Consider the following 13,169-nt stretch of genomic DNA (forward strand, 5'->3'; position numbering starts at 1 on the left):
GTTGCCGTCTATATCGATTAGCCAGAAAAATTGAGCATCCGTTTTGGCTTACGCTTGATCTGCTCCTCAGGCGCATTCATCAACGCCTGATCCATCAAACTCCCCGCCTTATCCTTATCCGCCGCCCCCGGCAACACCGGTGGCTTAATCCCGATCCCAGTCCCCGAGCCCGCCGCCCCACCCGCATTGATCTTCACAATCGGCCCAACAACCGTCACACCACCGCCATCCAGCTTGATAAAGCTGCCACCACCCAAGATGGTCAGCTCCGAACCCGCCTCGATAACAATCTTCGCCCCAGCCTTCAGATGAATCTCTTTCCCAACACTAGTCAGCTGCGCAGTCCCCAACTTCACATGCTGGTTCTGCCCAATCGTCAGGTGATCATCCACCCGCGCCTCAACCTTACGGTCGGACACAGTGGTGCGGTGCTCCTCGGCCTTCAGCTCGGTGTAGGTGTTCTTCACCACCGTATCGTGGCGTTCATTGCCAACGCGAATCTTCTGATCATGCTCAATGTTTTCATCCCAATCCCGCTGGGCATGGATGAAGATCTGCTCCGCGCCTTTCTTGTCTTCAATCCGCAGTTCATTGAACCCGCCGCCCCCCGGTGAGCTGAGCGTTTTGAAGACGCTGCGGGTTTTGTTCGCCGGCAGGTCGTAGGGAACCTGGTTTTCCTTGTGGTACAGGCAACCAGTCACCAGCGGTTGATCGGGGTCGCCTTCGAGGAAGGTGACGAGGACTTCCATGCCGATGCGCGGGATGACGATGGCGCCGTAGCGGTCGCCGGCCCAGCTTGAGGAGACGCGCATCCAGCAGCTGGTTTTGTCGTCGGCCTGGCCTTCGCGGTCCCAGTGGAATTGCACTTTGATGCGGCCGTACTGGTCGCAGTGGATTTCTTCGCCGGCGGGGCCGGTGACTTTGGCGGTCTGGCTGCCGAGTACGCGGGGCTTTGGATGTTCCAGCGCCGGGCGGTAGAACACGTCCCACGGGGTGGCGAGGAAGCGGTTGCGGTAGCCCTGGTGGAAGTCGTCTTTGTTGTCGGTGGTGTCGCTGGTCACCGATTCTTCGAGGACTTGCGGCTGTTTGCCTTCGTGGACGATTTCGGTGAGCAGCCAGAGGTCGTTCCACTCGGTGCGCGGGTGGTCGGACATTTCCAGGAAGTGGCCGCTGATCAGGCGGGTCTGGTCGCCCTTGCCTTCGGCTTGCTGGTAGTCGGCGCGGTGGCGTTCGAGGGCGCGCTGGCTGAGGAATTTGCCGCGCGCGCGGTCGAGGAAGCGGCCGGGGTAGTCGTAGTCTTCGAGGTCGGGTTCGTCGCTCTGGACATCCGGTTTGTAGGCGGCTTCGAGTTGCAGGCGTGGTTTTTCAAAATCGTAGTCGCGGCGGGTGGTGCGGCTGGTGCGGGTTTCCAGGCGCAGTTTGAAGCCTTTGATCACCGGTTCGTCGGCGACCATGCCGCTGCCTTGCACATAGGCGGTGGGCTGGCCGAGTTTGGGGAACACGGTCTGGTCGTCGCCGAACACCAACAGGTGCGCTTTTGCGCTGTGCTGGAAGTGGTAGTGAATGCCTTCTTCTTCGCACAGGCGCTGGACGAAGTGCAGGTCGGTTTCGTCGTACTGCACGCAGTAGTCGCGGTCCGGGCACGGCTGGCTGAGCTGAAAGTTGTAGGCGTTGCCCTTGATGCCGTGTTCTTCGAGGATCAGCGCGATGATTTTCGGCGCGGACATCTGCTGGTAAATGCGCTGGTTGGTGCGGTGATGCAGGTATTGCAGCTGCGGCACCAGGGAGATTTTGTAGCGGGTCAGGCGTTTGCCGGCGTCACCTTGGGCGACGCGGTAGATCTGGCCGTGGATGCCGGAACCCTGCGGATCGAATGCGAGGAACGCCTGCTTGTGCAGGAGTTTTTCCAGGTCCAGATCGGGGTTTTCGCTGACCAGTTCAATGTCGAAGCGATACGGCTGGCTGATGCCTTCGGTGCCGGTGAACGACAGCACTTGCAGGTCGCCCACGTAGTCTTCGACAGTCAGGCTGAAGTGGGTTTCGTTAGCTGAGTTGAACATTGCTTGCTCCCTGTTCGGTAGTCATCCGTTACGCCCGAAGTCGCAGACGTTGCAGCAAAGACGAAGTGGCGCCCATGGCGTCACGCAATTGGGCGGCGGTGATCGTTCGATCGGCCGCGTCGAATGCCAGCGCCGTTCGCAGGGCTGGCCAGCAGTGTTTCGGTAGATTCCGAGGCGAGTGCAGTTCGCGGTCGAGGTGCGCGTCACGGGCCTCGGTCGAAGGCAAGCGCCGGAACGGGTGTTTGCCGCCCGCCAGTTCGTAGAGCACGCAGGCCACACCATAGACGTCGGCGCTGGCTGACAACGGCTGGCCTTCGAGCAGTTCGGGGGCGGCGTAGCCCGGGGTCCAGGCGTTGAAGCGGTCGCGGCTCAGGTGTGGCAAGCCAGGGAGGATGCCCTCCTCGGCCTGGCCCAGGCCGAAGTCGAACAGGCGCACGCCCTCTTCGCTGAGCATCACGTTGCTCGGTTTCATGTCGCCGTGCAGTACGCCGCGCGCGTGGGCGTAGGCCAGGGCGTCGAGCAGCGGCAGCGCGATGTCGCGCAGTTCTTTCCACGGCAGGCCCAGGGGCCGCTCGCAGAGCAGTTTGTCCAGGGTCAGCCCACGCATGAGTTCCATGGTGATGAAGGCGCGCTGGCAATCGGTGTCCACTTCAAAGGTGTGCGGTCGCAGCACGTTGTCGTGGCGCAGTCGTCGGGTCAGGGCGAACTCGCTGTAGAGCAAGGCGCTGGCGTCCGGCGATTCGGCAAATTCTTCGCTGAGGATTTTCAGCGCGATGTAAGGGTCGGGATCGCCGAACTGTTCGCTCAGCAAGTCCCGTGCGCGGTAAACCGCGCCCATGCCGCCGGCACCGAGCAGGCGCTCGATGCGGTAACGGCCTGCGAGCACGTCGGGCATTTCGCCGACACTGGCCTTTGTAGGCGCCAGCGCGGGCTCTGCTTTATGCGATTTAGCAAACGCAAAGTAAGTCAAGTTACTGTCTTGCTCTTCGCTCACCAGCAGGTCGTCGAGCGGCAGCATGGGTTGAGTCATTGGCGGATCACCACGGCAGTCAGGTTGTCGCGGGCCGAGCCACGCAGAGCGCCGTCGAACAGACGCTCCAGCGCGACGTGTGGCGCGGTCAGGCTCAGGGCATTGCCCAAGGCATCAGTGCTCAGCCCGTTGTACAAACCATCGCTGCACAACAGAAACGCATCGCCGGGATAGACCTCGAGTTCCAGCACGTCCAGCGTCAACTGCTCGGCCGCCCCGACCGCACGGGTCAAGGCGTGGGCGGAAGGATGCGCACGGGCGTCTTCGAGACTCATGTGTTGCTCGTCGATGAGTTGCTGTTGCAGTGAATGGTCCTTGGACAGCTGATACAAACGCTGGCCGCGCCACAGGTAGCAACGGCTGTCGCCGGCCCAGATGCAGGCCGCGCGATTGCCGTCCACCAGCAGCGCCACCACGGTGCTGCCCATGATGCTGTCGTGGCGCCCGGCGGTGACGGTCAACTCCTGACCCAGGCGGCGATTGAGCCAGTGCAGGCACTGGCGAATGCCTTTGAGTCGTTCGTCGAAGTCATCCTGCGCCGGCAATTCCGCCAGGCTGGCGACGATCAACTGGCTGGCAACATCGCCACCCTGATGACCGCCCATGCCATCCGCGACCACCCACAGCCCCTGCTGTGGACAGTCGAGAAAAGCATCTTCGTTGCGCGCCCGAACCTTGCCGGCATCGGTACGCGCAGCGCTGCGCCAGGGACTGGCAACCAGCATCAGAGCTGCACCGGCATACGGAAGGTGCGCAGCACACCCATGTCGAACGGGTTTGGCGTGCGCTGGCTCGACAGCAAGTAGTTGGCGCGCAGGCCACCCACGTCAGCTTTCAGCACCAGCACATCACGACCGCTCAGGTACTCGGTCTGCATCAGGTCGAACAGGCGAAACAGCGACCACGGGCCGGTGTTCTTCTCGATGCCAATCGGGCGGCCGGCCATTTTGTCGAGGACCAGGCTGGTGCGACCGTCTTCAGCATCGGTCGGCCATTTGAACGACACCGGCACGATCGGGCCGTGGCGGTACTCGATGGTCTTGTCGCCGAACTTGAACTCGGAACGGCTGACCGCTGGGTCGAGGGTGTACGGCTCCAGTTTGAACTGCACTTGCGGCTCGGCCGGGTTGATCGAGAAGAAGCTCTGGCGAATCACTTGTGCCGCGGCCATCTGGTCGAGGTAGAGCTTGGAGATCGGCATGCTGTGACCGTCGATGCTGCGCAGACGGTAGTTGCCTGGATCGCCGCTCACGAACGGACGCATGTAGGTATCAAAGAAGCGATCGGCAATGCCCTGCGCCTTGAAGAACTCGCGGAAGTCGCTGATCGCCACGTCGCTGGTGCTGTGGGCGCTGAACGGATAACGCTTGTTGATCGCCTTGCCGTAGAAGCTGTACAGCTCGCTCTGATAACGCTGGTTCAGGTACTGGTAGGAATCGTTGAGCACCAGACGCCAGGTATCTTCGGCCAGCACGTTGAACCACACGCTGACCGGGCGCGGCAGACGGTTTGACGCATTGCGCAGGTTGCTCAGCGCATCACGCTGGCCGCTCATGCGGGTCTTGGCCATTTCGAATGCAGCCTGCTCCGGCGCACTGGCACGCGCCAGGCTCGCCAGTTGCATTTGCAGGTCGTTGAGCGCATTCAGTGCCGGGGTCAAATCAGCGGCCGGGCCGTTGTTGTCATCCAGCAAACGGTGCAGCGGTTCGAAGCGGCGTTGCAGGGATTTCTTCGCCGTGTCCGGCAGGTTTTTGACCGCTGCCATGTCCGAGGCTTTGTCCGCTGCGGCAGACGCCAGTTTGCCCAGCTTGCCCAACTTGCCTTTCTGCTCGCCCAGTGCGGCGGCGGCATCAGCCGCTTGATCGACCGCCTCGGCTTCCACCGGGAACCGGGTGTTCTCACGCACTTCCACCAGCAGTTGCAGCACCGGCGAGTTGGCCGAAGTCAGGCCCGCCAGTTGCTCGGCGCCCTCGCTGAAGTCGCTGATCGCGGGCAGTGCAACCTGGCCCACGGCTTCGCTCCAGAAGTTGGCGTAGTCGCGGAAGTACAGTTGCTCCAGTTCGACCATCAGGCGACGCAAGTCCATGCCGCTGATGCCCGAGCCTTCGCCCAGCACCCAGTTGTCACGCAGGATGTCGGTGACCAGCGCGGAGCCCTGGACCGAGAAATACTGCTGATAACCCTGTTGGGTGTAGAAGCCCGGGATCACGTATTCGGTGCCGACAAACAGCGCACCCTGCGGGCCCAGGTGTTGGCTCAAACGGTATTCCGGCAGGTTGCGGGCCTGCTCGCGCAGCATCCGGTAAACCACGTTGGCCAGCGATTCGCTGCGCAAGACCTGACGCGCCTGCGCCACCAGTTGATCGTTCAGCGGGTAGATAAACGGCTGCTTCAGCAAACGCTCGAAGTGGGTGTTCAGACCGTTCTGCACCGCGGTGTTCCCGGCGTAACGCTGGGACCATTCGGTGGCGACCCAATCCTTGAGCCACGGGCTGTCACGACGGTCTTCCATGTTCAGCATCAGGTACGCACGCAGGCTGTTGAGCAGGCGTTCGCGGTCCTTCATGTTGGCGCGGATCTGCCCTTCCAGCAGGGTCGCGACTTTTGGCAGCAACTGCGTTTCGAGCTCGCGCTCGTAAGCTGCCTTGACCACCGGATTGACGTCTTCGCCCTGATACAGACCGCCGCGTTCGTGGTACGACACGTCACCCTTTTTCGGGAAAACCTGCGTCGCCGCGTAGCTGGTGTCGAGGGGCTTCAGTACGGCCATGGAGTCATCACGCGCGGTCAGCGCCGAGCGTTGTTGCGTCCAGGTTTGCGCCAGGTTGCGCAGGTTTTCCAGACGCTCATAGTTCGCCGAGAAACCGCCTGCCCACAGCAGACCAAACAGGCCCAACGCCGCCAAAGCACCGACGTACAACGCACGCTGGCCCCAATGGATGCGACTGCGTTCGCGCTTGTCCAGACCGGCCAGATCGGCCTCGGGGAAGATCACCCGGCTGAGCAAGTGATGAATGAACCGCGAGCGGCCACTGCGCAGGGTTGGCAACACGCCGGAGTTGATCCCCAGATTCGCGCCGATGCCGGCGGTGGTCTGGTCCATTTCCTGGGTCAGGTGCGGTGCGCTGGTCAGGTAGAAACCGCGCAACTGGCTGACACGCTGATAGCGGTTGCCAGTGAACGCCATGTCGACGAACAGGCACAGGCGCTCGCCGATCTGCCCCAGTTGATGCGGGAAATCGAGGATGCGGCCACGGCGCTGGGTGTCTCGCTCCTGGTGCATGCGCATGATCACCTGACTGTTCAGGCGACGCAGCAGCTCTTCGAACTCGGCGCGCAGGACGGTGACGTCGGTGCCGCTCTGCTCTTTGCGGAAGCTGGTGCCGAGCACCTGATCGCTTTCTTCGCGGGTCAACTGATCGAAGAACTCGTCGAAACCGAGCAACTGGTCAGCCTTGCTCAGCACCAGATAAATCGGCACATCAACGTGCAGTTTCTGATGCACGTCTTGCAGGCGCGCACGCACTTGGCGAGCCAAAGTGTCCAGATCCTGCTCGGTGTCGCCCAGCAGCATTTCCACCGGAATGGTCACCAGCACGCCGTTCAACGGACGGTTGCGACGACGCTTGCGCAGCAGGTCGAGCAAAGTGCTCCAGGCGCTGCCGTCAACTTCGGCGTCCGGCTGGGTCAGGTAACGCCCGGCGGTGTCGATCAGCACACCGTGGTCGGCGAAATACCAGTCGCAATGACGGGTGCCGAGGGTATCGCGGGTCAGTTTGCGGTCGATCTTGTTGATCGGAAACTCAAGGCCCGAGAAGTCCAGCAGGCTGGTCTTGCCGCTGCCCTGCGGGCCGATCAGCAAGTACCACGGCAAATCACTGCGCCAGCGTTCGCTGCGGCCGCGATACAGGCTCGAGGTCTTCAGGGTTTTCAGGGCGTCCTTGAAACGCTCCTTCAACTCCTTCTGCTCTTCGTCGATCTTCTCTTCGCGGCGGATACGGTCCTGACCGTCTTCAGTGTCTTCGACCGCTTTCTTGCGCACACCGGCGCGCCAGCTGACGAAGACCATGGTCAGGCCCCAGATCAGGAACAGCACACTGATGGTCAGCAGGCGGGAGGTCGAGCCTTCCCAGAACTTGTAGTCATTGACCGCCAGCAGCGGCCCGACGAACCACACCAGCAGCGCGACGAACAGCACCAGCAGCAAGGTCCAGACCCAGGTCTGACGCACGAAGGCGCCGACTTTCTTGAAAAACTTTTTCATCACACGTCCCTGTTTACGGCTGCGACTGCGGCTGGACCGCGGCGGAATCCAGCGGCTGATAAGGTTGCAGAACGGTGTCGCGCTGCTCGCCCAAGACCCAGGCGAAACCCGAATACATCACCACCAGGCAGATCACGGTGAACAACACCACCATCCACGCCGGCACGATGCGCACCAGGCTGCGGCGCTGATCGTTCAAGCCTTCCCAATGCGGCGACAGTTCGCGAGGCACGTCGCCGCGCAGCTGACGAATCTGCCGATACAAGGCATCGCGGATGCCTTCGAGTTCGAGCATGCCGCGCGCCTGCACGCGGTACTTGCCTTCGAAACCGAGGGACAGGCACAGGTACATCAGCTCCAGCATCGGCAGGTGCTTGACCGGGTTTTTCGACAAGCGATCCAGCAACTGGAAGAACTTCTCGCCACCGAAGGTTTCGTTGTGGAAGCTGCTGAGCAGGCTCATCTGCGACCACTCGCTTTCGTTGCCCCACGGCGTGGTCACGACGGCTTCGTCGACCACGGTGCAGAGCACGTAACGGGCGGCCATCACCTGGCTGCTTTCGGCGCCGTTGTGCAGTGCGCGCACTTCAAACAGTTTCAACCCGGCAGTCAGGCGCTCATTGAGCGCGTACATGTCTTCGCGGGTGTCGCTGTGTTTGAGGCGCACCACTTCCGACAACAGGTCGGAACCGGCGGCCACCAGCGAATTGAGGCTGATGTTGAAGGACTCCGCCGGACGCAGGCGTGCGGCGTAGATCATCCGTTCTTCGAGCTGTTCGAAACGCGGCGGTGCAGCGAAGTCAGTCAGCGGACTTTGCGCCGGGCCGTGGCCCTGGCGGTCGAGCAAGACGGTTTTATCGTCCTGATGGTGTTCCATGTCCTTGATCATGTCGGTCAGTTCCTGATGGCCCAGAATTTCAGTTCAAGCTCGGCGAATTCGCCGGACACGTGGAACGCGAAGCCGCCGGAGCGCTCGAGTTGTGCCAGGTCTTCGGAACTGAGTTCGAGGATGAAATAGGTTTTGTTGGAGTGGAACGCGATCTGCCGCGGGGCCACCGGCAACGGTTTGACCTTGATGCCCGGCAGATGCAGGTTGACCAGTTGGCGGATGCGCTCCACCGGGCCGACCTTGAGGTGCGCCGGCAAACGATGGCGCAGTTCTTCGGAATCGCAGTTGGCACTGGCCGCGAGCACGAACGACGCCGAGCCCAGTAGTTTGTGGTCGTGCAACGGCGAGACGATGATCCCGTACTGACGCGCTTGCAGGACCAGCTCGATGGCGTGCTGTTCGAGCACCATCGACAGCACCTGACGAATCGCTTCCATCAGTTTGCGGAAGCTCGCGCCCTGGTCGCTGTGCTGGTAACGGCTGTCCAGGCGCGGACGTTTGCTGTCGCTGGAGAAGGTCGCCAGATCGCCGAGCATGGTCAGCAGCGTGCGGTACAACTCTTCCGGGTGAACCTGCTCCAGGCCGAGGTAGTGACGCAGCAGCAGCTCGGTGCGGTTGATCAGTTGCAACATCATGAAGTCGCCGACTTCCGCGCCGCCGACCTTGCCGTTGGAGCGGATGCGCTCGGCAATGGTGTCGCCCCGGTGACCGAGCATGCTGATCACTTCTTTCAGGCACGACAGCAGGTAGCTGGAGGAATGCGCCTGAATGTAGGTCGGCACGAAATCCGGATCGAGGCTGATCACGCCGTCGGGCGTGGTATCCAGCACGTCGCAGATCTTCAGCTTCACATAGGCCTGATCGCTCTGCTGCTCGCCGAGCAACAGTTTGAAGTCCGGGCGGCCGCAGCTGACCTGGCTGGCGGAATCGTCGCCGGCGTTGGAGTCGGCGACTTCGGCTTCGTACGCGGTGTAGCGCGCCAGCACGTCGGATTGCTCCGGACGGCGGGACTCGATGTGGTTACCGGTCACCAGTGGCAACGCGAGGTAGATCGGCGTGTTGCCGGTGTTCGGCGGCACGTCCAGCGCCAGCGGCTCGGTGTTACCGCCGAGCTCGAACAGGCTGCCGTCCGGCAGGATCCCCGAGGCCTGGCTGATCACCAGTTTGCCCATGTTGAGGAACTGCAAATCGATGTCGAGATTCAGGAAGCCCCAGGTGTAGCTGCCCAGCAACTGGGTGCGGGTCTTCATCTGGTGGTCGTAGTAGCGATCGTTGTGCTGGAAGTGCTGCGGGCGCAGCAGCATGCCTTCCTGCCAAATGACTTTATGGGAATTCATGATCAGTCATCCGCCTTGGCGAGCGTTTCGTTGCTGTTGCGAATACCGGCCTGATCGAGGGTCAGGTCAGCCTCGGTGACTTCCACCGGCGTGACTTGCACCGTGTAGCGCCATTTGGTTTCCGGCAGGTCGCGGTAGGCCGCGAGGATCCCGACGTAACGGCTGCCCTCTTCCACGCTGAGCTTGAGTTCGATGGTTTCACCCGGACGCAGTTCGAGTTCTTCGCTGGCCACCAGGTCCGGGGCCAGGGATTCCTTGGCGCGCTCGTACAGGCTGAAGAAATCGGCGTTTTCAAAGGTCACCGGGTGCTTGAGCTCGAACAGACGCACGACGATTGGCGAGGGACGCCCGTTGAGGTCCGGGTTCAGCTGATCGCTGCCGGTGAGCTTCAGGTTGACTTTGGTCACTTTGGAATACGGCGACAGCGACGAGCAGCCGGCCAGCAGCACCACGGCCATGAGCACGGTCAGCATCTTGAAAAAAGCGGTCGAGCAGCGAGACATGCGCATCATCCTTGGTGGTCGGTGTGAAGGGTGGAAATCAGGCGGATCTGTTCTTCGTACGCCTGAGCGAAGTCGCGGGCCAGCAGACGCTCGCTCCAGTCATCGTCCTGACGCAGAGCCTGGTGATAACGACCGTAGGCTCTCCAGCGACTGCCGGACGTGGCCAGCAACGGCTTGTTGTCGCGCTCGAACCGCAGGGTCAATTGCTGCGGCGAGAAATGCTCCAGCGTGCCGCGAACGGCGGCGCGGCTGGCGGTCAGCAGCGCAACCTGGTGCGCCTGCAAATCGCGGAACGCGCGAGAAATCGACTGCTCCGCCGGCAACTGGCCGGGCTTGTTCGGCTGCAACAGAATGCCCAGCGCTTCACCGGCATCGACGGCGAACTTCAGCGGGTTTTTGTGGGTGCCCTGCACGGTGGTCTGGGCCAGACGCAGTTCGTTTTTCAGTTCGCTGCGGGTGCGCAGGCTCTGCTGCAAACCGCCGACGCTCTGCTTGAGCAAGCGCGCAGCGTTCAGCGCCAGGGCTTCGCGGGCGTCGTGGTCGAGGCCTTTGAGGTCCACGCCCAGCGCGGCGCCGAAGTGCTCCCAGAAATCTTCGCTCTGACGCTCACGCGCTTTCGGCACCGGGGCGGGCGCAGGTTCGGCCGGGGCGTCGATCAGCTCGGGCACCATCAGGCTTTCCATGTCGATGCGCGCATAGTCGGCGCGTTGACGGGTGTCCTCGATGGCGTTGCTCGGGGAGATCAGCTCGTCGATTTCCGAGTACACGCGCTCTTGCTGATCAAGGGCGTTCAACGGGTCGAGGTCGAGGAACGCGTCGTCCGGAATGATGCTGCCCGCGGCTTGCGGGCGGCCGACTTCCACGTCGAACGTCGCCGGGTCGCGCACCAGCCGTGCACGGATCTCGAAATCACCCAGCACGTAGGTGCTGCCATGCTCGATGCGCATCGGTTCGCCCTTGCGCAGGCGCGCGCCGCTTTCGCCATCCTGGACACCGTTGCTGCTGGTGTCAGTCAGGAAGAACGTCCCTTCGCGAAAGCTGATGTCCACATGGTGATTGGACAGATGACGTTTGCGATCCGGGATGATCCAGTCGCAATCCTCGCCCCGGCCAATCACGCCACCGGCCTGTTTGAAGGTCTTCTGGCACAGTTCCGTGGGCACGAACTGCTTGGTGTTGAGCATTTCGAAAACCAGTTCCATGGTGATACTCCTTGCGGTCACTTGCCGCGATTGACCGCCTGCGGATCACCCAATGGGCGATAGGTGTTGTCGTTGAATTTGTAATTGCCGCTACAGCCGCCGAGGCCGCATAGAACGACGAGGGTCAGCAGGACGGCTTGCCAGTGACGAACAGACATCAGAGGGTCTCCAGGGGTAGACAAAGCACAAAGCGCCGGCCCGGTTGGGCGGCGCTATCGAAAGCAAATGAAATGGGTTGTGGGGCTCTAATACGGTGGTTAGAGCCGATCCCCCGTGGCGAGGGAGCTTGCTCCCTCGCCACTTGGAATGTGCTGGCCTCAGCAAGCATTCCAGCCAGAGTTGTTGGTGGGTAGAAAATGGGCTCAGCCATCGAAATCACCCAAATTGATATTCAGGCGCCCGAGACGGTACAGCAGCGTGCGGCGTGGCAGGCCGAGTTCGCGGGCGGCGAGGGTCTGGTTGCCGTCGTTTTTGCGCAGGCAATCGAGCAGCAGGCTGCGTTCGACCTGCTCCAGGCGTTCGCGCAGGTTCAAGCTGTTGTCTTCCGGCATGGCTTCCATGCGCAGGGAAAAATGCTCGGCCAGCAATTCACCGCCCTCACACAGCAAAACGGCGCGTTCGACCAGGCCTTTGAGTTCGCGCACATTGCCGGGGAAGGCATAACCGGACAGGTGATCCAGCGCCGCATCGGACCAACGCACCGCGTCGCGCTGCAAAAACGCACACGCCTTGTCGGCGAAATGCCGGGCCAGATCGAGGATGTCGCCTTCACGCTGACGCAGGGCCGGCAGTTCGATCGGAAATTGCGCGAGACGGTAATACAAGTCCTCGCGGAATTTGCCTTCACTCACCAGCACCGACAAATCCCGGTGCGTCGCGGCGATGATGCGCACGTCAATCTTGTGGGTGTCGTTGGAACCCAGCGGGCGGATCTCGCCTTCCTGCAACACGCGCAACAACTTGGCTTGCAGCGACAACGGCATGTCGCCGATTTCATCGAGCAACAAGGTGCCGCCATTGGCCGCGTCGAACAGCCCGGCGCGGTCGCGATCAGCACCGGTGAACGCGCCCTTGCGGTAGCCGAACAGCTCGCTTTCCAGCAGGTTCTCGGGGAACGCCGCGCAATTCTGCACAATGAACGCCTGGGACCGACGCGGGCCGCAGTCGTGGATGGCGCGGGCGACCACTTCCTTGCCGGTGCCGGTTTCGCCGCGCAACAGCACGGTGTAAGGGCTGTGCAGGACTTTGCTGATCAGCGAATAGGTCTCGCGCATGGCCTTGCTCTTGCCGATCAGGCCGTAACCACTGGCACTCGGGACGCTGGCCTTGAGCGGTCGTGCATCACCGGTAGGCTGACGCAGACGGTGCAGCAAATGCAGTTGGCCGAGCACAAACGAACCCAGTTGACCGAGGGAATCGGCAAAGCCTTGCAGGTCGATGTGCCGGCGGCTGGCGCACAGCAGCAGACCTTCGACCGCCTTCTGCTGATTGACCAGCGGCACGCACAGCAGCGACTGCCACGGCGTGGCCTGCGGCGGCAGGAAGCTGGTTTCGTGCAGGCTCCCGCTCAGTTCACCGAGGCTCACCACACGGTTCTGGCACAAGGCGAATTGCAGCAGTTGTTCACCGTTGTAATCCGCCGGAAGGCTCGCCGATTCGCGTGGTTGCAGGATGCCGTTCAGGCACTCGGCGTTCATCCCCAGGCAGGTGTGGGTCGCGTCCAGCAAGTACAGCTGCGTCAACTCGCACCCGCTCAGCTCCGCCACCCCGCGCACGAAGTCACCCAGCAGCGCAGCGCCGTCCGCCGCCCGCGACAGGCTGGCGAACTGCGCCAGCAAGGCTTCGGCATACACCAGCGGCTGCGGTACTTGAGTGAACATCACA

10 protein-coding genes are annotated in these 13,169 nt (G+C 62.1%); all 10 read right to left on the reverse strand.

Annotation, left to right across the window (positions count from 1 at the left end):
* Positions 1 to 17 precede the first annotated feature (17 nt).
* The gene (gene tssI, locus ACM1ZW_RS08280) at positions 18 to 2,060 is read right to left on the reverse strand and encodes a type VI secretion system tip protein TssI/VgrG (protein WP_416740399.1); all 2,043 of its coding nucleotides are present in this window, start codon (positions 2,058 to 2,060) and stop codon (positions 18 to 20) included.
* 28 nt (positions 2,061 to 2,088) lie between these two features.
* On the reverse strand, positions 2,089 to 3,090 hold the full coding sequence (locus ACM1ZW_RS08285) for a serine/threonine-protein kinase (RefSeq protein WP_416740400.1): 1,002 nt from the start codon (positions 3,088 to 3,090) through the stop codon (positions 2,089 to 2,091).
* Positions 3,087 to 3,815, reverse strand: coding sequence for a PP2C family protein-serine/threonine phosphatase (locus ACM1ZW_RS08290; protein WP_017341528.1), 729 nt, complete (start codon positions 3,813 to 3,815; stop codon positions 3,087 to 3,089). The genes ACM1ZW_RS08285 and ACM1ZW_RS08290 overlap by 4 nt, the downstream gene beginning before the upstream one ends.
* A complete protein-coding gene (gene tssM / locus ACM1ZW_RS08295; protein WP_017341529.1) occupies positions 3,815 to 7,354 on the reverse strand; it encodes a type VI secretion system membrane subunit TssM in 3,540 nt (1,179 codons plus the stop codon). The genes ACM1ZW_RS08290 and tssM overlap by 1 nt, the downstream gene beginning before the upstream one ends.
* 13 nt (positions 7,355 to 7,367) lie before the next feature.
* Positions 7,368 to 8,243, reverse strand: coding sequence for a type IVB secretion system protein IcmH/DotU (gene icmH, locus ACM1ZW_RS08300; RefSeq protein WP_416740401.1), 876 nt, complete (start codon positions 8,241 to 8,243; stop codon positions 7,368 to 7,370).
* 5 nt (positions 8,244 to 8,248) lie between these two features.
* Positions 8,249 to 9,580, reverse strand: a complete 1,332-nt coding sequence (tssK, locus tag ACM1ZW_RS08305; protein WP_008030656.1) for a type VI secretion system baseplate subunit TssK — start codon at positions 9,578 to 9,580, stop codon at positions 8,249 to 8,251.
* Positions 9,581 to 9,582: 2 nt separating this feature from the next.
* Positions 9,583 to 10,083: a type VI secretion system lipoprotein TssJ gene (tssJ, locus tag ACM1ZW_RS08310; protein ID WP_017341531.1), complete on the reverse strand. Its 501-nt coding sequence runs from the start codon at positions 10,081 to 10,083 to the stop codon at positions 9,583 to 9,585.
* 5 nt (positions 10,084 to 10,088) lie between these two features.
* Positions 10,089 to 11,285, reverse strand: a complete 1,197-nt coding sequence (tagH, locus tag ACM1ZW_RS08315) for a type VI secretion system-associated FHA domain protein TagH (protein ID WP_017341532.1) — start codon at positions 11,283 to 11,285, stop codon at positions 10,089 to 10,091.
* Between the two features lie 17 nt (positions 11,286 to 11,302).
* On the reverse strand, positions 11,303 to 11,443 hold the full coding sequence (locus tag ACM1ZW_RS08320) for a hypothetical protein (RefSeq protein WP_008030659.1): 141 nt from the start codon (positions 11,441 to 11,443) through the stop codon (positions 11,303 to 11,305).
* A gap of 204 nt (positions 11,444 to 11,647) precedes the next feature.
* Positions 11,648 to 13,165, reverse strand: coding sequence for a sigma-54 interaction domain-containing protein (locus ACM1ZW_RS08325; protein WP_017341533.1), 1,518 nt, complete (start codon positions 13,163 to 13,165; stop codon positions 11,648 to 11,650).
* Positions 13,166 to 13,169: the final 4 nt, after the last annotated feature.

Origin of the sequence: Pseudomonas sp. NFX71, from assembly GCF_048079215.1 — a bacterium.
GTDB lineage: Bacteria > Pseudomonadota > Gammaproteobacteria > Pseudomonadales > Pseudomonadaceae > Aquipseudomonas > Aquipseudomonas fluorescens_B.

Excerpts from the sequence above, each read along its gene's own strand:
- tagH (WP_017341532.1), bottom strand. The coding sequence starts at position 11,285 with ATGGAACTGGTTTTCGAAATGCTCAACACCAAGCAGTTCGTGCCCACG.
- icmH (WP_416740401.1), bottom strand. The coding sequence starts at position 8,243 with ATGATCAAGGACATGGAACACCATCAGGACGATAAAACCGTCTTGCTC.
- tssM (WP_017341529.1), bottom strand. The coding sequence starts at position 7,354 with ATGAAAAAGTTTTTCAAGAAAGTCGGCGCCTTCGTGCGTCAGACCTGG.
- tssI (WP_416740399.1), bottom strand. The coding sequence starts at position 2,060 with ATGTTCAACTCAGCTAACGAAACCCACTTCAGCCTGACTGTCGAAGAC.
- ACM1ZW_RS08325 (WP_017341533.1), bottom strand. The coding sequence starts at position 13,165 with ATGTTCACTCAAGTACCGCAGCCGCTGGTGTATGCCGAAGCCTTGCTG.
- ACM1ZW_RS08285 (WP_416740400.1), bottom strand. The coding sequence starts at position 3,090 with ATGACTCAACCCATGCTGCCGCTCGACGACCTGCTGGTGAGCGAAGAG.
- ACM1ZW_RS08320 (WP_008030659.1), bottom strand. The coding sequence starts at position 11,443 with ATGTCTGTTCGTCACTGGCAAGCCGTCCTGCTGACCCTCGTCGTTCTA.
- tssJ (WP_017341531.1), bottom strand. The coding sequence starts at position 10,083 with ATGTCTCGCTGCTCGACCGCTTTTTTCAAGATGCTGACCGTGCTCATG.
- tssK (WP_008030656.1), bottom strand. The coding sequence starts at position 9,580 with ATGAATTCCCATAAAGTCATTTGGCAGGAAGGCATGCTGCTGCGCCCG.
- ACM1ZW_RS08290 (WP_017341528.1), bottom strand. The coding sequence starts at position 3,815 with ATGCTGGTTGCCAGTCCCTGGCGCAGCGCTGCGCGTACCGATGCCGGC.